Origin of the sequence: Anaerococcus rubeinfantis (assembly GCF_001487145.1) — a bacterium.
Lineage (GTDB): Bacteria > Bacillota > Clostridia > Tissierellales > Peptoniphilaceae > Anaerococcus > Anaerococcus rubeinfantis.
Window position 1 is genome coordinate 1625675 of record NZ_LN913016.1, and the last position, 22723, is coordinate 1648397.

The 22723-nt window shown below is 30.9% G+C and carries 9 protein-coding genes; 2 read left to right on the forward strand and 7 right to left on the reverse strand.

The genetic code is table 11. The features are described from left to right. Positions 1–67: 67 nt before the first annotated feature. The 7 genes from BN3265_RS08640 to BN3265_RS08670 form a co-directional block, all read right to left on the reverse strand. Positions 68–958, reverse strand: a complete 891-nt coding sequence (locus BN3265_RS08640; protein WP_058991169.1) for a hypothetical protein — start codon at positions 956–958, stop codon at positions 68–70. Positions 959–1112: 154 nt separating this feature from the next. Further along, on the reverse strand, positions 1113–2366 hold the full coding sequence (locus BN3265_RS08645) for an MSCRAMM family protein (protein WP_058991170.1): 1254 nt from the start codon (positions 2364–2366) through the stop codon (positions 1113–1115). A gap of 23 nt (positions 2367–2389) precedes the next feature. Next, positions 2390–4486 (reverse strand): pilin N-terminal domain-containing protein, encoded by a 2097-nt coding sequence (locus BN3265_RS08650; protein ID WP_058991171.1) that lies wholly within the window; start codon positions 4484–4486, stop codon positions 2390–2392. A 182-nt stretch (positions 4487–4668) separates the two neighbouring features. Then, on the reverse strand, positions 4669–18405 hold the full coding sequence (locus BN3265_RS08655) for a SpaA isopeptide-forming pilin-related protein (protein ID WP_058991172.1): 13737 nt from the start codon (positions 18403–18405) through the stop codon (positions 4669–4671). A gap of 931 nt (positions 18406–19336) precedes the next feature. Then, positions 19337–20176, reverse strand: a complete 840-nt coding sequence (locus BN3265_RS08660) for a class C sortase (RefSeq protein WP_058991173.1) — start codon at positions 20174–20176, stop codon at positions 19337–19339. Further along, on the reverse strand, positions 20145–21026 hold the full coding sequence (locus tag BN3265_RS08665; RefSeq protein ID WP_058991174.1) for a class C sortase: 882 nt from the start codon (positions 21024–21026) through the stop codon (positions 20145–20147). The genes BN3265_RS08660 and BN3265_RS08665 overlap by 32 nt, the downstream gene beginning before the upstream one ends. Further along, positions 21010–21918 (reverse strand): class C sortase, encoded by a 909-nt coding sequence (locus tag BN3265_RS08670; RefSeq protein WP_058991175.1) that lies wholly within the window; start codon positions 21916–21918, stop codon positions 21010–21012. Before BN3265_RS08670 ends, BN3265_RS08665 begins: the two co-directional genes overlap by 17 nt. Positions 21919–22070: 152 nt before the next feature. Here BN3265_RS08670 and BN3265_RS08675 point away from each other — a divergent pair, with 152 nt between their 5' ends. Further along, entirely contained in the window at positions 22071–22256 is a 186-nt protein-coding gene (locus BN3265_RS08675; RefSeq protein WP_058991317.1) for a DUF1659 domain-containing protein, read from the forward strand. Positions 22257–22271: 15 nt separating this feature from the next. Next, complete coding sequence (locus tag BN3265_RS08680; RefSeq protein ID WP_058991176.1) at positions 22272–22493, forward strand: DUF2922 domain-containing protein; 222 nt, start codon at positions 22272–22274, stop codon at positions 22491–22493. Positions 22494–22723: the final 230 nt, after the last annotated feature.

The following is a 22723-nucleotide window of genomic DNA, read 5'->3' on the forward strand; positions in this document are numbered from 1 at the left end:
TTTATCTGTTTAGGCTCTCCATCTTCAATATATAAAGCTCTTTCATATTGCTTAGATTTTCTTTTTTTCAACTGTAGTATTCTTTTTCAAAATCCTTTCTTTCTAGAACTACAACATTATCAAAATGTATATTTTCAAAGTAATAATCTTTAGGATCAATAAAAACAAATTTACTTTTTTCAATGATTAATATATCTTCTTTGAAATTTTCATTATTTTTAGATTTCTTCTTTTGCTTCTTTATAAATATATTTTTAGATTTCTCCTTTAACTTTTTGATAAAATTATTTTTAAATTTCTTCTTTAACTTTTTAATACACTTATTTTTTGTATTTTTGTCAGTAGTATTTATTTCTTTAATTAAAAATCTACAAGCAATATATTTTTTACTATCACCTTGAATGATTACTAACCTCTCACTGCAATTATTTTTTTTCGTTATAATTTCATAATCTAAAATATATTCTGCATAATAAAATTTTGGACAGAAAAATAAAATAATATAATAAGTTAAAAATAATATTGTAAATACGTACATAACTATATCAAAATTTATTATTTTTCTATTTAAGACTAACCAAATAGTTATAGTAATACATTCTATTAGTAAAATAACTAAAGCAATGTTATATTTTAAATTTTTAGCTGTTATACAAATGAATAAAATGTTAATTAATATAAAAAGTACATATAAAACAAATCTAATACAAGAATCTTCTGTTGATTTATAAATTTTAATATTAATAAATATATTTAAAATAATATTTATAATAATTCCAAATATAATATAATAAAAATCTTCTTTATTATTTAAAATAATTTTAGTAAAATACTTCTCACTTATTCCATAGAACTTAGCAGTTTTCGTTGATCTTACTTTTTTATAAGCAGAAACAGCTCCACCACCAATGAGGAAAATAAAGTTTAAAATTTTTATAAAATTTTCTAATCCATCCATTTTTCTCTCCAATATATAATATTTTAAAAAAATATAAACTTTTTACTTAACAATATTATACATCATTACTTATATATTCAAACTATTAATTAAAATATTTAATTCAAAAAAACTACCCTGCAAAGCAAGGTAGTTTGTTTTTTCTTATTTTATTTTATTCTTTAGCCCTTACAAATTTCACACCACATCCAATCATTATTAGGCCTAGTAGTAGGATTAGGTAGATTGTTACGTCGCCTGTTTTTACCATGGCTTCTAATCTTTTGCTTGGTCTACTTCCGCCTTCTTTTGGGCCTGGAATTGTTGGTTTGTAGTTTTTTACTTTTATTTTTTTGGTGTGGGAATTTTCTGAAATAGTGAAATTTATTGATTCTAATTCTGGGACGTAGCCTTGTGGGGCTTTGGTTTCTATTAGTCTGTAGTCACCGTATGGGAGATTTTTTGTTTTAAATTCTCCGTTTTTTGCACTTGTCAATGTGTAGACTTTGCCGTTTTCTTCCATGTCTTTGTAGCCGTCTTTGGTTTTTTCTTGAACTTTGAAGACTGCTTTTTCTAGAGGATTGTTGTTGGTTCCGTCTATTTTTTGGAAAGAGAAGTGATTTTCTGGATTATCTTTTTCATTTAGCATTTCTATGCTTCCAGTTTGAGCTAGTTCACTTTCTTTTCCAACTTGTGACTCGTATCCTTTTAAAGGTTTAGTTTCTTTGAACTTTACCTTTTCTTCAAGACCATAGATTTTAATTTGTCCCTTTTCGTCAGTCAAAATTTCTTTGATTTTCCCGTCTTTTTTGTAGGTTAATTTTTCTTCTCCCTTATCATCTTTTATTTTTTCAAAAGTAAGAATTTCACCTTTTTCATTTACCACTTCAAAGCCTACGTTTTTTAAAACTTCATTAGAATTTTTGTCCCTTTTGGTTAGGGTCAATTCATCTGGGGCTTTTTTGGGATAAATTGTAAGAGGGTTTTCTGTATTTTCATCAATTATTGCTAGGAAAGGGATGTATAGTTTTGATTGATCATTTGATCTGTATCTTAACAAATACGCCCCTTTTTCTAGGCCTTCAATTGTTGCAAAATACATGCCATTATTTTTATTTTTTTCTGACTTATTAGATGATTTCATCTCTCCCAAATCTTTTGAAATTTCCTCGTTTGTCTTTTCTTTATAAAGATTAGCAAAATCAAGTTGACTTTGAGAATTTTTCAAATCTTCTGTCTTTTCATCTGGGATTTTCCAATAATCTACATAATCAATTACAATTTCTTTTCCCAAATCTTTGTCGGTGTAATTTGTATTAATTATTAGGCTATTATTTCCGCTTTTAGCGAAAGCTAAAAGAGGAGTAACTAGCTGTAGAAAAATCGCAAGGACTACTACAGATATTAAATTTTTATTGAACTTTTTCATAGTAACTCCTCTGTTAGTTAATATTATGCTTGTTCTTTGTTAGCTTTCATTTTGTAAGCTGCAAGTCCCATAATCATAAGACCAGCTATTACAAAGATGATTGAACCAATTCCACCTGTTTGTGGGATTGTTAAGTTTCTATTTTCAACTTTCATAGCTGATGTTCCTTCAGCTGCTATTTTGTCTTTACCATCTTGGTTCTTAGTAAATTCAATATTACCTTTAGATGCCCAAGAATCAGCGCTTATTGTAAATTCTTTTTCTTCTTTTATTTCAGCGTATCCTTCTGGAGCTTTTGTTTCTTTTAGATAATATTTTCCATCTTTAAGACCGTCGATTGCAAATTGTCCATTTTCGTTAGAAACTAATTTTACTAAATTAGCATCTTTAGCATCAGTAGACCATTCATATTTTGTGTTTAGTTTTTCATAAGCTGCTTTTACTTTTTCATATTGAGCGTCTGCTGTTGTTTGTTCAACTTTATCAGCAATCATTTGATCGTAGATAGCTTTTTCTTTTGTATATTCTTGTCTATCATTAGCTACTTTTTCAGCTGATTTTTGAACTAAATATTCTGTTTTGTCAGAGTTCATTACTACGAATTCTGCTCCAGCTAATCTTTTATTAGTTTTTTCATCAAGTTTTACGAATTTTTTACCGTGTTGAACAACTTTTGGTTCTTTTGGATTTACTTCTTTATTGTTACCTTTGTAGTTTACAACTTTAATTGTACCTTCTTCAGTAACTTCATAAGAAGTTTCTTCGCCTTCTTGTCTGTTAATTTCTACTGGTTTGTATGATTTTTCATTATTAAGATTTTCCCAAGTATGTGTTGGTTTGTCTTTATTAATTGTTACAGGATCACCAACTGCTTCTCCAGTAGATGCATCATAAAGTTGGAATGTTGCTGATTCGCCATCTGCAAATGTTCCATCATCCCATTCTTTGTTTACAGTTATTTTCTTATCTTTTGGTTTTGTTGTTTTTGGAGTATTTCCTCTTTTTTGATCGTTACCATAGAAGAAGTCAACGTCGTTTGATTCAGGAATATTAACGATAGCTTTTTCGTTAAGTGTTGCTGAATATTCAAGAGCTACTAAGTGTTTTTCTGCTCCATTAACTTTTGCAAGACCTTTTTCTGTTAATGATACATAGAAACCTGTTGCATCATTCTTTTCAATTTCATAATCTTCTGCAGCTGCTTCTTGTCCATCAATAAATACTTTTAAGTCTTTATTGTATGTTAAACCAGCTGTCATACTATCTTGCCAGTATGCAGTTTGATAAGATGTGTTTTCTTTAAATAGTGTTTCTACTCTGTAGTCAAGTTTATCGCCTATTTGATGATCTTTTTTATCATTATTTATAGTTTCTTGATCTCTTTTGTTATTTAGAGCATCATTTGCTTTTGGTTCTTTAAATTCATCTTTATAGTCTTTTACAACTTCTGGTGCTTCTGCATCAGTGTTCTTTGGATATAAATGTAGAACATTTCCACCCATAATTGTTGCTGGAAGAACTATTGATGATGGTATAGCTTTACCTTCTTTACTTAATGTTTTGTTGTTTTCTTTGTATGTTGATTTTTCAAGATTTTCAACGATTACAAATTTAGTATCTTTAACTTTATCTCCGTCTTTGTCAAGGAATTGAGTTAAATCAATACTTCCTGTACCATTAGCAGTTGTCATTTTTTCAGCAACTTTTTGATAAGCTTTTGTTGTATCAATTTCTTTTGAAGGATATTTTTTATTTAATTCTTCTCCAGTTACTGTTCCTGCTGTTCCTGCTGGTACTTCTTTGTAAACTTCAAAGTAAACATTAGCTACTTCTTTAGATTTTTCTCCAAAGAATTTTTGAATTTCTGTGATCTTTCCACCATTTGTTCTATTTTGTTCTGGATCCCAATTTGCTAAATCAGCTGAATCCATAACAATTTTGTGGATGTCAATTGTTGAAGTTGTTGAAGCTTCTGCTTCATCAGCTGGTGCGCCTTCTTTTGTTGTTGGCTTTTGAGTGCCTGTGTAATATTGGTCAGCGCTAGCATTTGTAAATGGTGCTACAAGTATTGATGCAACCATTGCGAATGCTGTTAAAAATGACAAAATTTTGTGTTTCATAATTTTCTCCTTTTTATTTTTTTGTCAATTTGCCTTGATATGTTTTGGCTTTCGCCTTATCAATTATGTATAATCTGTATTTCAAGATTTATACTAGAAACGTTCCTACATTTATAATAACCCTAACTTGCAAGAAAATTTATTTTTCTTGCAAGTTATTATTAGGTTAATTATCTAAATTCTCAGACTTCTCCTACTACTAGTTTATACTTTCTTTTGTAAAAGGTCAATACTCCTGCAAACATTATTAATAATCCTATTATAGTAAATCCTATCCAATTTCCTGGACCTCCAGTAAATGGATATTCTCCTTTTTTGTTTGATATTAGAAGTTCTACTTTGTTTATGTCTCTGTCTAGGTATTTTTCTTGATAGTTTTTCATATCCAAAGTATTTTCTTCTGCAGTAAAGCTTTGTAGGTATCTAGAAACTATTTGATTATTGTAGTTTATCTTTGCTCCTACTTTTGTGGCTTCTTTGTATGGCATATCTACAATTAGGATATAGGTTTTTTCCTTATCTTCATTTGTTGATTCTGGTTTTATTGTAACTTTCAAGTTTGGATTTTCATTATTATTGTATTCAACCTTGTAAGATGAGTTATCTTTATCAGAAATTATATTACCATCATCACTTGCCACAAGCCTTATTTTTGTGTTTGCATCTGTTAGTTTAATATCATTTGCTAAACTTTCGATTGTTATGGCTTTATCTTTTATTTCACTCGCTTTTGCTTTTATTGTGAAATTTTGTCTAAAGATTTTATCTTTTGTGTTTATTCCAATAACTTCGCTTGTGATATTTGTTCCATTTTCTCCAATGTGATTTGGATTTGTTATGGTATTCATTGTATCTTTTGAATCATCAAAAGAGTTTAGCCATTTTACTGTACCGTCTTTTCTTACTTCTATTTTCCAAGTCTTGTTAGATTTTATGAAACCTGATGGGGCCCTTTTTTCTTCTAGTTTGTATGTTCCTACTGGCAGGTCATCAAAGACTATTGTCTTATTAGTCTCATCTTTTTTACCAACACTTGCTTCATATTTTTTTGATCCAGTCTCTTGTGTTAGTAAGAAACTTGCTCCATCTAGTGTGTTTCCATTTAGGTCAGTTTTTCTAACCTTTATTTGAGCATTTTTGTTGTTTTCTATGGTTAGTTTACCACCTTTTATGTCTACAATATTTCCATTTTCATCAACTGTAAAGGTTGAAACTGCCTTATCTGGTGTTTTAAATCCTTTTGGAGCTTCTGTTTCCCAAACCTCATAATTTCCTGGTGAAAGTTTTTTCCAGAAGAATTTACCATTTTTATCTGAAGTTCTTTCTGATCCTTCTACTTTTGTAGCAGCACCTATTGTAGGTTTCTTTCTAAGTTCGAATTTTGCTCCTGCTAGTGGACTTCCAACTCCATTTGAAAATTCTTCATTTTCATTATTTGAGTTTTCTTCTTGATCTTTTTTCTTATCAACAGCTACTCCCCTTATTCCATCATTGATTTTTGTGTATTCAATTCTGTTTTTGAAGTTTATTAGAGAAATTGTTTTGTTTGTATCTCCAATTGCTCCAGGGTTAAAGAATTGTGACCAAGTTTCAAAGTGTCCTGTGTAACCTGCTTTGAAATAGTACCATCCATTATTTACTAATTCATAAACATTGTGGTTAGCATAATGTACAACAGTTTTCAATGAATTAGCTGTTTCACTTGCAAGCTTACCTTTTATTTCTATTACATAGGTGTTTTTCTCATACCCATCTTGATTTAGATATTTTTGTGGTATGAAAATCTCATTGGTATTACCATTGTATCTTCCATATTGATCAGAATTTCCAGTATATCGGTACTGGTCACCAATATATGTTAAATCAGATCTACTAAAGTCAACATCATATGAATCTGGTAAGTCATTTTCTTGCCATTCATCTTTATGAGAACCCCATCCTGATTTTCTATAAGTCTTAACTGATAGAGAATTTTGGTCTATTTCCTTGTCTGTTGTAAATCTTATATTTTTATTTGTTAAATATTTATTCCAAGGATTGTAGTAGACAATTGCCGTAAAGGTCTTATCCTTTGGGTTAAGTCTTAAGTTATATGATGATATATCGGAATTTGGATTTTGGTATCCATTATATTTCTCTTTAGAATTATATCCTCTATAATCAATATTTATAGAATCTGAATAATGATAAGCATTATTTTGTTCATCTTTATTATTTCCTATATCTGCTGTAACAGTTATGTCTTGTTTGTGGTCAATTTGTCTTCTATCTGCGAAAAGTTGAAGATACATTGCCATAGATTCTGGTTTGTAATCTCCTACATAATCTGTGAAAGTATAGGTTATTGATTTTCTATCAGGATTTATTTTTGCCTCAGCAAGTTTTCCTGCAGGTCCTATTATATCGAATTTTGAATCTGGCATTTTACCATTATCTTCATTATCTTTATATATTCCATCAAGGTCGACATTTTCTGAGAAATTGATTGTGAAATAATCACCTGGTTTTATTTCTTTTTCTGGATCGATTTTAAATTTGAAATTAGCTATCATTCCTTCAGCTTTGTTTGGATAAACTGTTTGACTATTTGGTGTATCCGCTGTTGAAACTAATTCTTTTTGTGCTCCTTCAAAGGTTATTGATTGTGAAACATCTTCTTTTTTCGCTGGTGTTTTCCAATCTCCTCCTCCAAGAGCTATCAATCTCTTCTTAGTATCAATGATATAACCATCTTTTGTCTTTATTTCTTTTATCCAATATGAACCGAAAGGAAGATCACTAAATTTGATTTTTCCATCAGATCCTGTAACTTTTTCGCTTACTTCTTTTCCTTCAGTATCGTAAAGTTTAAATGTTACTCCTTCAAGTGGATTATTTTCATCATCAGTTTTATTAAGTTCAAACTCGCCCTTACCAGGTTTTACGTTGGTGATTTTTGCAAGTTTTTCCTTATTAGTTTCGTCTAGTTTTATTTCAGATTTGTCATCTTCTATATAAACTTCACCTTCAAGAATTCTAAATTTCTTGACAGCTCCTTGGACTTTAATGTATTCTTCGCCATTTTTATCTTTTGGAGCAGTTGGTTCTATTAATTGGTAGAAACCATCTGTTAGACCTGTAATTTTAAATTTACCATTAGATTTTGATGTGAAAGAGTAGGCAGATTTTTCAATGCTTACATCTACTGGTCCATCTTTTCTTACCTTTTCACCATTAGCTTTTTCGATGTAATAACCCTTATCATCTTTTTTGATAAATTCTAAGTTATTTGTTACTGGATAGTAGTTTCTATCTTGGTCTTGTTTTTCTAGGTAGAAATAGACGTCTTTTAGTGGTGTTTCTTTATCTACAAGTTTATCACCATCTTTTACAGTATCTTTACCAACTTTTGTAAATTCAACTTCTGTTTTGTTGTTTACAATTTTGAAGCTTGATGATGCATTAGCAAGTGTTCCAGTTAGCTCTATCTTTGTACCACCTGTATCTAACCTTGCTCCGGTATCTGTAATTAGATTACCTTCTTTATCTTTTAGATCAGTACCATCAGGTTTTACAACTCCTACTAGGTATGGAGCTATTGTTGTGCCAACTTTTCTAAATTCTATCTTGTATTTATTCTTAGATTTGACGTAGCCTGCTGGAGCTTTGGTTTCTTCTAAGAGGTATTTTACATCGGTTTGAATATCTTCTAATGGGAACCTATAATATTGATCTTTGCCTAAGTTTATAGTGTGACTATAAACATTGGTATCAGTATTTTTATCATCTTTCGGATCTTTGTAAAGTGATAATTCTAGCTCACCACTATTTATATGGTTAAATTTATTTACACCATTTACTTGAGCCATAAATCCTTTAGATAGAACAAGGTATGGTTTTTCTCGGTTATTTACGAAGAAGTATCCATCTTGGATAAATGGTTCTTCTTGTTGAGTTTTTGGATTTGTTTGAGTGAAGATATAAGATAAATTTTCATTTTCTACTAGTGATTTCTTACCTTCATTATCTTCTTTTATCTCATAGAATTTCTTCTTTAGCTTATAGTTATCCTTCTCGTCTTCATAGACTTTTATAACTATTTGCCTATCCATCAACTTGTAGCCTTCTGGAGCGTGGGTTTCATAGAGGACATAGATACCTTTTGATAGGTCTTTTACTTCAAATATACCGTTCGTACTTGCAGCTATATTTCTAGTTCCACCGTAAGATTGACCAGTCAAGGCATTTTTTTCATCCATAGGATCAGCAACTTTACCATCTTTATCTGGTTTTGGATCTGGGATGACCTTTATCAAATCAAATCTGGTGTATTTCTTGATTAAATTTGTTGTGTCATTTCCGCTATATTTCTTCCATTTCAAATCTATAGTGTTTTTCTTGTTTATCAATTTGTATTGGAAGTCAGGATCATCTGTTAATTTAGCAAAGTTAGTATTAGTTTTGAAATTATTTTTTGTATAGGTCTTGTAGTACTCAGTTTTGTAAGTTTTATAATAGGAATCTTCAGTTTTCTTATTATAGATGACTTCTAGACCATTTTCACCTTTTTTGACTTCAATTATCCATCTGGTTTGTTGGGTTGCGTCTTCGTAGCCGTCTGGGATGTCTGTTTCTATTAGCTCATAGATACCTTCATCCAAATCTCTGAAGTTAACTTCACCGTCTTCTTGAGATCTGACATTTGCTTTGTAGTATCTCTTTGTAGCTCCAGATATGGAGTCATATCTAGCATTGCCAGTTACTTTTGTATCGTCAATTTTATCTAGTTCACCATTTTCTAGGTAAGAATAAGTCTTACTATCTTTGACTAGAGTTTTTAGATTACCATTTTCATAATAATCAAAGCTCATACTCTTATCATCCATTGATTCTCTTACTTTTTTAAGTACGAAGTAAGCATCTTTTAGTGGTTTATCATCACCTGTTACTTTCTTGAATCTTAGTGGAATCTTTGGATAGTTGTTTACTTTAACATCTTGAAGATTTCCTTCTTGATCTGTTTTAAAGTCAATAGACTTATCTTTATTTTCAAACTCTATTTTTAGCTTTAAGGTCTTAGAATCTTGAACTACATTGAAATACCATGGTTCTGGTTTTGCAAAACCTTCGATTGTTATAGTTTCTTCAAGTCTATAACGACCCACAGTTAAATTTCTAAAGTTATAAATTGCACTACCAAATCCAGCTATTTCTCTTTCGTAACCATCTGGAATTTTCTTGCCCTTTTTATCAACCTCAACCACCTTAAAGCCTGTACCATTTAATTTTGTATTGGTAGAAGCGTTCATCTTTGTAAAGTTAAGATTTATTTTTAGTTGGGTGTTTGCTATACTTTCTAAATCGCCTTTTTCAGATTTTGTAAATAGCGAAGTATCTGCATCTGGAATTTCTTGATATTTTCCGTTTGAATCTTTCTTGTATCCTTTGACTTCTTGAGTCCAAGAACCATCCTTACCTGGTGTAAATTTAATAGTTATAAAACTATCGTCATTTAATTTGTAACCATCTGCAGGTTTGATTTCTTCTAGGATATAAGTTCCTTCTTGGATATTTGTAAAGTGAACTCCAGAAACCTTACTTGCTGTAGCTTCTGCATAGCCTTTTTCTTTGTTATATGGTTCTGGTTTTGCTTTTTCTTCTTCTTTTACTCCTGTTTGAGGATCAACTTTTGCTTTGCCATCTGCATCAAATTCTACATTACCATCTTTATCAACTAGAACTTTCTTTAGGGTAAAGACTGCATTTTCCAAATTCTTTTGGGTCTCAGAGTCTTTTTTCATAAATTTAAGTTCTGTTGTTGTCATGTAGTTTGTTACCCAAACATCGTCTATGCCCTTGTATGGAGCATCCGGTCTGGCTGGGTCTGAACGTCCATCGTCTGGTACTACCTCTGTATAAAGGTCGTAGACTTCGTTTCCGTTTTTGTCTTTATAACCTTTATCTATACCATGGATGGTTTTTCCAAGAAGTTTTGCTTTTTCATCAGCAGGATAGTCTTTGTTCCAATCGTCTGTTTCTTTAAATTTGTGTTCGAAGTTAAATTCGATTTTCATGTAATCGTCATCTGAAGGAACTTTTCCTTCTCGAACCATTACCTTAAAGTACCATTTTACAGGATTTCCTTTTTCATCTGTTGGAAGTCTATATGAACCGTCTGGTGTCTGTGTTTCCCAAAGTTCATAGATACCAGGAGTTAATTCTCTAAAGTAGTTATCTCCAGGTAGACCTGTCGCTTCTGATACAGCATCGAATTTTTCATCGTAATACTTATCTTCTTTTGAGTCTCCATTTATAATCTTACGCGCTCTAAATTGTGAGCCTGTTAGTAGACCTCTGTTTTCATTTACTTTTGTAATCCTTAGTGGAATTCTAAATCCTGTTTCATCGATATTGAAGATTTCAAGCATATTACCATTTTCAATATTGATAATATTTACTTTATATTCTCCCTCTTTTTTAGCCTTTGAAAAATCAATATCATAGTAGGAAGTTTGTTCATATCCCCAATCTGTATAATAAGGATTGTCTCTTTCATAAACTAATCTGTATTGCTTGGTAGGGTCAAGATTTTCAAATTCTACTTTACCGTCTGCTGGGGCATCTTTTTTATCTACTGTAGTCCATCCAAGACTTGGTGCTAATCTAGATTGTTTCACAGAAAATACACTTACAGTAGATGTATTATTTTTTTCTTGCAAGTACAAGCTTCCAACCTTATCATTATCATTTAGCAATTTAGGATCTGATAAGTAGGATAATTTTACTCTTAATTTATTTTTGCTTGGACTTGGTTCTGGATCTGGATCTGGAGTAGTATTACTTTCTTTTATAGTTTCCATATAATCTGATGGTATGTTTGTTTTATTATCTCCATCATTAAAACTAATACTATCATGTATTACATATGTTAAATCTTCTGTTGGGTTCTTTATACCAATTTTATAGGTTAAATCTAGGCTTTCTCCAGCTTTTAAACTAATCTTATCAAGATTTATAGAAGTTTTTCCCGAAGATTGATCAATTGTTGGATCTAAAGTAGTTTCTCCTATTTTTGCACTAGTACTAATAAGTTTTATAGCTTGTTTTAAAGAAATGTTTAAATTTGCATTTTCTACTATATATCTATCTGCTTTTGCTAATTTGAAGAAATTTTCATCTTTTAACAATTTATCTAGTAAAGATTTGTGTACAAATTGAGCTTGACTATTTTGACCTTCTATATCACCGTGTAAATCAAAGTCCATAGTTTTATCATTAGACATAGTTTCAGAATATTCACTAGCTATTGATTTTCTTTGATCAATGTGTCTTACATAAGCATCAAAACCTGTGAACTTATTGATTATATCTTTTTTATAGAAATTGTTAGTTGTTTTGTTCTTCTTTGCATTTGTACTTAGAAAGTTAGTAAAATCTACTAGGATTTTTTTGTCATATTCTTTATTATTTTTTATTTTTCCTAAATATGTGTCAATATTTTTGTAAAGAATTTCTGAAGGATCAATTACAACTCCATTTCTATCTTTTATTCCAACTTGTTTTATAAAATCTTTATATTCAGTATCAACTTCACTTGCTGATCCTGCAATTTTCATTTTATAACTTTGAGTTGCTATTTGGTCATAAAGATTTGTCAAAGATTGGTTTGGTGTTCCTTTTATACCATTACCTTGATTATTATATTCTATAAAAGTTACATCTATATTAGTCTTATTTTCCTTAGCTTTCTTTGCAATATCAGTTATGATTTTGTTGATATTTTTATCTAGGGTTCTTCCATTTGCAAATTTATTATCTATAGAATAATCTTTCGATCTATCTATCATAAATACCATTTGAACATTTGTTGGTATTTGTTCTTTTTGTTCTTTTTGCTTTGGACTTATAGATATGTTTATTTCCCTTTCGCCAGTTTTTCTATCTACCGCCTTAGGGTTAACTGTAATATCTAATTTCCCTGTTGTATCTTCAAATTTCTTTGTTAATTCATCAAGTTGATCATTGCTAGAGTTTTGTCTTAATGGTAAATTTTGTTTTTCAAGATTAAGATTATTTAATTCATACCTATTTGATTTTAATAAAGAATTAGCTTTATTAGGATTTTTATTTGTGGAATTAGCCTTGGTTTTTGTTACATTTCCGTTATCATCAACTCTAATGTTCCACTTTTCTGTACTCTTTTCATAACCTGCAGGTCCTCTGTATTCTTCTAATACATAATAGCCTGGTCTTAAGTTATCAAAAGTTACGATACCTTGGTTAGGAGGCAACTCTTTTGGATCAACTCCTTCACGGATTTTCTTACCATTACTATCAAGAATATAGTTTCCGTCTTTATCAGTTTTATATCTAATGATAGGAACTCCTGGTGTTACTTTTTGGATATATTCTTTAGGATACCCTGCTTCATTTTTAGCTACTACGTAGTTTTCATCAGCAGTATATAACCTAAAGTAAGCACGTCTTAGACCAACTTTTATTGGTTCACCATCATCGTCTACAAAGCCTATAGCATTACCAGTCTTTTTAATTGAGAATTTACCAAATTTCTCGCCCTCTTTAAAATCGATTACTCCTTCAAATACTGCATGAGCGCCTATTTTGGAGTTGTTGTTAGGGTCTCTAACAATAAGTTTCATTTCCCCTTCGCTTGCTATGGCCTCTGCTTCAACTTTTAATAAAATGTCATTGGACTTAGCGAAACCTTTTGGAGGATTTGTTTCTCTTAATACATAGTATCCACCAAATTCCAAACCTTTGAGGGTGAAATTGCCATCATCATCTTGGGTAATTGGTTCTTTGTTGACTTTGATAGGTTGACCATTTTTGTCTTTGATGATAGCTCCATAGAAGTCTGCCTTATAAAGATCAAAACTTACTGGTTTTCCATCTTTACCATCTAGTTTATTTTTACTATAAGGAGTTGTTTCTATTATAGGGTTACCATCTTCATCTTTTATAAGTTCTCCGTTTTTATCTCTTTTTAGACGTCCAAGATCTTTATCGAATTTGAAATCTTTAGTTCTTGGTTTATTTCCTATTTGGTAGACTGATTTCTTGCCCTCACCTACAATTATATCTTCAGGTTCTACTTTTTTTAGGTTTGTTTTATTTAGGTCTTCATAATTTGGAACTTCGTATAATTCGTAGACTAAGTTTTTATCTTTGCCTTCTTTTACTACAAGTTTCCATCCATATAGGTTAGTTTTTTCAAAACCGTTTGGTTGTTGAAGCTCTCTTAGTATATATTCACCTATTGGAAGATTTGTGAATTTGAAATATCCTCCGCCTTGTGATTGGTCTCCGTCTATTTTTGGAGTGCCTTCAGGAGTTGCCTTTGGAGAGTCTGAGAAGACCTCTTTTAGGTAGGTAGATCCATCTACAGTCCAAATAGATTCTAGTCTAAATTTAGCATTGGCAAGACCTAAGTGTTCCTTGTTATTATTACCTATATATTCTTGTCTTACTTTTCTAAATTCGATTTCTGTATCTTTTGATTCATTTACTATAACAGCTTCATCATTTTTATAGACTTCTTTGTCATCAAACTTGACATCTATTGTAGGTTTTCCTTGAGCGTCTTCTCCAGCTGTAGCTACTATAAGTTTGTTATCTGCCTTTTTGTAACCAGAAGGTGTTTTTGTTTCTTCTAATACATAGTAACCTTTTGAGATTTGGTCGAATTCGAAAACTCCGTATTGACCAGATGAAACTTGTTTGTAAGCATTCTCGTCATAAGTTGGATTATTAACTTGTGCTCTTGCATTTTCTAATGAATCAGCCTTTATTTTTCTTAGAGTAAATTCTGCACCGTTTAGTTTAGTGAATTTATTTTTCTTTGTAAATTTGATTTTTCCTAGATTATCTTCGATATTGATAACTTTAACTTTTATCTCATTATTTTTATCATCAATTTCTACCATTTCCTTGCCTGTGGCTGATACTGGTACTTCATCTAGGGTTATTTTTGTTTTGTATCCATCATTTACATGAATTTCTGGAAGTTTAACAAAGTCATAAGGGCCTTTATCTGCATTTATAGCTTTTCTTGAAACTTCTATAGTAAACTCTTTAAGATTTTGATAACCTGTTGGAGCTTTTGTTTCTCTTACTCTGTAGTTACCTGGTTTTAGGTAAAGCTTGTGTTCTTTATCATCTTTTGATGATGTCCACTTTGTTTCTTCACCAGTGTAGATGTTATAGAAAGTAAATTCAGCACCTTCTAGTTTATTTTGTCCATTTGCATCGTATTTATCAATTTGGATAGGTTCTGTTACACGGCCTGTGATTAGCTCTTGGTACTTTTTAGATTCGGTGTGACTATAGAATACTAATTGAACAGAATCAGCCTTAGCCTTATCCCAATCTGAGTTTGTTCCATAAGAAGCCTTTACCTTCTCCCACAATTTCTCGGCCATTCTATATTCAGTTTCTTGAACTGGTGGCCAGTTTGATATTTGTTTTTCGTTATCTTTTAATTTTCTTAATTTATCTGGGCTAGTTAGGTAACGATCTTCTTGAGGATTTTTACCTCCTGTATATTGTCCTTCATAACCTGTTTTTGGATGAGTTTGTCTTCTACCTGTTAGAGTATAAGGAACTTTCCATTCTGTAACGTTGTACTCTGAAGGAGCTTTAAAATAATCTTCTCCTAAGCCTTTTCCGTCTGTTAGGTGGTGGATTACCCTTTGATACATGGATGTTTCTATCATCCTATGCATTTCTTCTTTTTCTCTGTTTTCTCCATAGTCGTTATTAGCGTATTGTTTTTTGACCTCTTCACCATAGAAGTAGACTCTTTTCATCAAATCTTCCATAGCTTCGCCTTGAGGCTTACCATTAGGGTTAAAGTTTACTCCGTCATATGGTGTACCATTAAGGATTTTTACCAAACTGTGTTCATATGATGGTTTTCCGATAGATTCGTTAAGTCTTGATATTAGATAATCACCGGATACGTCCTCATGAATATCAAGGAAAACTCCATTGTTGCCCTTATAGGTTGGATCTTGAATACCGGAGTTAAAACATTGAACCATATCAAAGTTTTTGTTGATACGCATTACATTGTAAGGGTGTTCAATATAGGCAATATAGTTATCTCTGAGTGAAGAACTAGATACCTTTTCTATGAATAAATTAGCGATTCCACCTTCTGTCGGAGCGTTATAAGAAGGATCCAGATGGTCTACTTTTTTCTCTTTGATGTTTGCTATCATATTGTAAACATCATCTGCACTACCTTCTTGATTAACATACTCATAAGCAACTATTGTTCCTGGATAAAATTTACCGTCGTCTCTTAGGACATCATTTATATTATTAGTTCTTCTATAAGAGCCTGTTTGAAGAGGAACATAGTAGACCTTTTTTATTTTTGGTGGGTTTTCATTATTTGAACCGTTTAATAAGAATTCTGGATTTGAAAGGCCTGGGTCTTCCCTTTCGTCGATTCTTAATAAATCGAGTGCGTGCCAATCTACTCTTGTATCTGATTCTCTAGTTGCAACTATAGTTCTAGTATGATCGTAGTAGAAATATTCGTTCGCAAAATTATCTTTTAGATTAACTCTTGCAGGAATCATAGTTTCTACTAAGTTAAATGGAATATCAGCAAATCTTTTTGCATCTTCTACCCCCTCTAACCATTTTAGTGGGGTTGGGAGACTATTAAATTTGTCTTGGAAATCCTTTAACATGTTTGTTACATAGTTGTTGTCAGGATTTATCCTAAAGCCAATAGAGTATTCTGGATGTGGATGGTTATCATCTATATATCCTTTTACTCTGATATAAAGCTTATCTCCAAGATCTTTTTTATCTATAAGTGAGTTTTGGAATAAAAGTTCATTACTAGATGCTGATGATCTATATCCTGATCTATCATCAAGGTCAGCCTCTTTTGTAGATGCTTTAAATTTGAAGTTTTTAAGTCCTTGATTGTTTGAACCAAAAACTGTTAGGTTTAGCTTATTAAAATCAAGATTTTCTTTATTTATAGATGATGTATCAACAACTATATTCCATTCTACATAAGCGCCATTTAGGTCAGTGTCTGCTCCAACTTTATTTCCCTTGGAGTCTTTTACTACTGTAGGCTTTGTTTCATATGAAAGTTGGTAAGGGTAAGTTATTTCTGTTGTTGGACCTTGTTCTTTTACAGTGTACTTTGACTCTACTGGAGAAGGTGAATTTTTCTTTACATTTATAGTATCCATTGATTGAACAGGGTTGTTTTTTGGTGCAACCTTGATATCAATATCAACACTTTCTTTATCTCCTATATTTTTTGTATCAAAAGCAAGATTTTGATCAACAGTAAGAGTAGTATCACTAGTAATTTCTCTTATGAAGTTATATCTGATATAGCGACCGTCTTCATAATAAGTAGCATAAGCAACAAATCTTCCGTTTTCATCTGTTAGGTCTTTTATCTGTTGACCTGGGTGTTCTTTTAAATATGGACCAACTTTTACATCGAAATACCAACCTGCTGGGATTGGATTTGCTGGGGATGCTTTGACGTGCATGTCAAGATTTAGGTGGAAAAGTTTACCTTCAAAAGAATTTGAACCATCATCTTCATTTTGCCTAAGCATCAAAGTCCTAAAGTTTTCATTCCTATCTTTTTCTACAAGATTCTTTATAGCCTTGTCGTTGTCTGACATTAATTTTTCTTGGTCTAATCTTGATAGTTTATATTTTTCCCCAAGTTCTGTAAGAAGTTTTTGTATATCTCCAATAGAATTATTTTCATCTTTTAAAGCTTCTTTTAATTCTTTGTCTGCTTTTTCAAGATTTGTTAGGGTTATATTTTCTTCTGGTTTTTCATCTTGTTTTTTTTCTATTATAGATTTTTGATCAGAAGATTTTTCGTCTTTATTTTCTTTCTTATCTGTTTCTAGTACAGATTTTTCGTCTTTTGGATTTTCTTTATTTTCGGCTTGAGATTTTTCTTGAGCTTCTTTTATAGCTTTTTCTTCTTGAAGTTTTTTCTCTTCCTCAGCCTGTTTTATTTCTTGAGCCTTTTTTTCTTCTTCAGCCTTTTCTTTTTCTTCTTGAAGCTTTTTCTCTTCTTCTTTCTTTTTAGCTTCTTCCTCAGCTATTTTATTCTCTTCGGCTTCTTTTTTTGCCTTTTCTTCGGCTTGTGTTTTTTCTTCTTTATATGATTCAAGACTGTTTAAGTCGTTTGTCAAAGAGCTTGTATCATACACATTTACCTTGTCATTATTTACAAGGGCAAATATATCTCCCTCGTTTTTTACTGTCCATTTTCCTTCTTCGTTTTTTTCGAATAGGTTGTAGTTTGGATCAGGTGATATATTTGTAATAAATTCTAAATTAAATACTAATTTGTCTTGGTCTAGGATTTTTTGATTTCCCTTTTCATTGAAATCAAAATCATCCAAAATTTTAAAGTTTATATAAGAATAATTTTCTCCGTATTTTTTGTCTTCTTTTTCATCTTCCAAATTTTCTAAATCTTCTTTAGTGATGATTCTGTATCCTTGGTCTACTTTTATTATTTCAAGATCAAGATCAAGGCCTTGGTCATTTAGCATATCTTTTATGCGCCAATATTCCTTACTTGCATCTTCATTTGTAGGGAAGATTCCATCATCATAAAGTTTTAGGTCATTTCTTTTTACAAGTTTAAAATTTGAACTTGTATAAGGAAGACCAAGTGCTATTGAAAATTTGTTTTCATCCTTTTTTATTTTCTTTTCATCATAAATTTTTTGGGAATCAGTGATTGAGAAATAGGATTCATCATCCGGATTAAGATTTTCAATATTTTTTATTGAATTCGGATTTTCTTCTTCCGCCTTCGACCTCGTTGCAAAGGCTGGTAACATAACCTGCAAAACCATAAAAAGCGCCATAAAAAATGACATCAATTTTCTAAGTGTTTTTTTCATAATAACTCCTTCATGGTGGTTTTAGTTAATTTCGGTTTTGTTAAAATTAACTAAATATCGCTGACTTTTAGTAGGCGATTGTACATTCTTTAGAAAATATATGGGATGTAGAAATAAACATAATATTTTTTTCCTAATATTTTTTCAATATACTTAGCTAAAGTGCGCGGCTAAAAATTATCATCTTCTTTAAAATTAGTATCTATTTAGAATTTTTTTATTCTAAGTTTATTTAATTATATATCCTGATTTTTTTAAAGTCAACAAAATTTTTACATATTTTTAAGTTTTTAAGATATATTTAAAATTTCTTATAATCTCAATATATTGCAAATTTTTAAATTTTTTTGAATTTTTATTAGAAAAATTTAATTTCACTTTTACATTCGCTTGCTTTAATACGAGATCTCTCCGCACTAAAACCTATTTACTTTGCAAATTCCTCCGTGCTTATGAAAACTCATTTACTACGTGAATTCTCCCGTACTTTCGCACTAGTTTTCAGGATTTATAACCGAAATCAACGGTTATAAATCTGCACTAATTTTAGGGATAAATATGCCAAATCAATGCATATTTATCAGGTCGAAATGGGTTTATAGCGTGCTTAATTTGTTTTTAAAGTTTAAATTTATTTACTTAGCTTTTATTTATTTTATATTCCTGTTTTTATTTTCTATTTTTAAAATTAAAAATTAGAAGATTTTATATGTTCGAAGTTTCTTAGTACGTATTAAGGTTACCCATCTCGAGCGCAGTCGAGAGATCTCTTGATTAAATTTGCCATTAATTTTATCTTTTCATAGGAATTTCTTCGTTTTGTTTATTTTTTATTTTAATAATAATTTTTTCTTCATAAAATTTCCCAAAACAAAACCCATTCCTTATCGCTTGGAATGGGTTTTGATTTTATTTATTATTTATTAAGCTTTTATCTTAATATTGTTTTTATCAATTTTATTATTACAAATACTATCAAAAGAAAATCTATTATTAAAAATCCTATATAAAGATAATTTGAGATTTTTACGTTTTTGCTTATTTCTGTACTTTCAATTTTATTTGTTGCGACTTCTTCTTTTTCTTCTACTCTTCTTGCATTTATCAAAAGTCTATTTGGACTTGGCCATCTTATTGGGTGGCAGGTTAAAAGAGTTACAAGATCTTCTCCTTCTATTACTTTTAATTTTTCCCAATCATAGGGGCCTATTACTTCTTTTGAAAAAACTTCATAAGTTAGAGTTTTATCTCCTCTTTTTATATACATTCTGTCGCCTTCTACCAAATCATCTGCATAAAAAAGCATTGTATCCGTCCACCATCCTCTGTGGCCTGCTAGTACACTTCTGGTAGATTTTCCTCCGATTGGAATTGATGTTCCTGAAACTTGTCCAAGTCCTTTTGCTATATGATCATAACTTGCATCAAGATATATAGGGAAATTTTTGTTTAATTTCGGTATAGTCATATAGGCAAATATATCGTCTTGATTATCAAGTATATTTACTGATCCCAAATTTTTGCTTGTGAAGGGATCTACCATGGATATGTCAGATTTTTTTACTATCTCGTTATATTCTTTGGCTTTTTCTTCGACTTGGTCAAGTTTTTCGTCCTTTTTTTGGGCTTCTATTACTCTTTGAATCCTGTATTTGTTTTCTATATTTGAGTAAATTCTTTTTGAAAATGGAAAGGCTATGGTTATTAGTCCAAAAAGTATCAAAATGAAGCCTAAAATTTTAAATTTCTTTTTCTTTGATTTGTTTTTCAAATTTTACTACCTCCATTTGCATTATTTTGGAATTTCTTTTTTCTCTAATATACATCATTATGGTAAATAAAAGTATTGGCAAAAGTACTAAAAACAATTGGAAAAAATTTGGTTTTAGTCTTGGTGTGTTAGCTGTTCCATCGTCTATGGCTTGGGTGTAAGGAATCCTGTACCCTCTTACCAAAAGTCTATGGGAATTTATCATATAGGGCGTACAAGTCAAAAGGGTTGCGTAGTCCTTTTTTTCTACAACCAAAACCGGCTCAAAATTTGATGGTTCTACAACTTGAATTTTATCGACCTTGTATGCCAAAGTTTCTTTTATATTGTGGATATAAAATATATCGCCTTCTGTCATTTGATTTAGGTTTCTAAATAAAAGGGCGTTTGGAAGACCCCTGTGGGCGGTTATAACTGTGTGAGTTGATTTGCCCCCTATTGGAAGTGAAGTTCCTTCCAAGTGGCCTGCTCCTTTTTCCAAAACATCATCGCTTGTTCCAGCATATATTGGAAGGTCGACTGCAATTTTTGGAATTTCTACATGACCCAACATCTCGTGAACTTCAAGCATTTTTGCATATTCTGCCTTGGCATCTTTTACTTTTTTGTCGTATGGATCTACAAGTTTTGATGGATCAAGAGTTTGGTTGTAAATTCTTGCAAGCTCCATCCTTCTTTCTAATTCTTTTTTATCAATTTTTTCTTTTTCTTTATTAAAAACTATTATTTCATCATTAGCCTTAATTTCATAAAATTTTTGGCTTATGAAAGGATATGAAAAGATCAAAAATCCAAGCAAAAATATGAGGATAAAGGGAAGATTTTTCTTTATATTAGTCTTTCTTCTCATTATTTTCACCTAGCTTATCTAGTTTTTCTTTTATTTGATCAATTTTACTTGATGTTTTTTTGTTTTCTTTCCTCAATTTTCTAATTCTCCACAAGAGGATAATTATTATAATCAAGGCTAGGAAGAATAATATTCTAAATATCCAATTTGTTTTATTTTCTTTAATCAATTCTTCATCTACACTTTCTACATATTCTACCCTGTGACCTCTGACTAAAAGTCTGTGAGAGTTTATCATAAAGGGTGTGCAAGTCAAAAGGGTTGCATAGTCGTGACCTGGTGCAATCATCAAGTCTTCAAAATTACTTGGTTCTATAACTTTTATTTGGTCAACTTGGTAGGCCAATGTTTTTTCTATATTGTGAATATAAAATTTATCGCCGACTTCCAGTTCGTTCAAATTTGTAAATAAGGTTTTTTCAGGAAGACCCCTATGAGCTGTGAGGACTGTGTGGGTATTGTTTCCCCCGATTGGAAGAGAAGTTCCTTCCAAATGGCCCACGCCTTTTTGCAAAACATCCTCGCTCGTTCCAGCATAAATAGGAAGATCTTGGTTTATTTTTGGAATTTCTATATGACCAATCATTTCCTCAACTTCAAGCATCCTCGCATATTCTTTCCTACCTTCCTTATATCTTTTTTCAGTAAAAGGATCATTTGTAGGTCCGCCTGACAAGGAATCATTGTAGGCTTTTGCAAGGCCCATTCTTCTTTGGATTTCTTCCTTATCAAGTTTTGATTTTCCTTGGTTGAAGACTTCAACTTGGTTATTAGAATCAATTCTGTAGTAAAATCTTGATATTATTGGATACAAAAGGACAAGAATTCCCACCAAAAATATAAGTTTCCACAAAATATTGGATTTCTTTGATTTTTTCTTTTTATTTTTCATTTTATCACCATAATTTAATATTTCTTACTAGAATTAATCTTACACCAAAAATACTTATAAATAAAGGACTTTTTATAAAAACGAAAAAAATCATAAAATTTTTATGGACATTTTCCAAATTTTTCTTATCTATATATGAAAGGAGCGATAATATGAAACTAAGAATTAAATTTGAAGTAAACAAGGGACAAGAGGTAAAAAAATTATCTAGAACTTTTTCAAATCTTGACAAGGCTCTTACAAACGAAGAGCTAAAAAACTTTGCCAATGCATACATTGCCCTAAGCGAAGTTGAATCATACAGTTTTGAAAAAATAACAGAAGAAAAAATTAACTAGTAGAAAGGAGAAAATATGCAAATTAAAACCCTAAAATTATCATTTAAGGATGCAAAAGGAAAAACAAAGATGGTAAGTATCGACCATCCAAAGGCAGATTTAAACGATCAAGTCGTAAAAGCACAAATGGAGGCAATGATAAATTCAAAAGTTCTCCAAACAAAAGAAGGCAAAATAAGCACAATTAATAAGGCCTATATGGAAAGCGTATCAAGAGAAGATTTTAATATAGGCTAGAAGAAAAACCGGGAAATCCCCGGTTTTTTTGTATTTATTTGTAGGTGTTTTTGTGATATCTTCGTTTAGATTTTTCTTTTTTACTTAATTTTACTGTGAGATCTCTCGACTACTAAAACCCGTTTGCTTCGCAAATTTTTCCGTGCTCTCGCACTAGTTTTCAGGATTTATAACCGAAATCAACGGTTATAAATCTGCACTAGTTTTAGGGATAAATATGCCAAATCAAG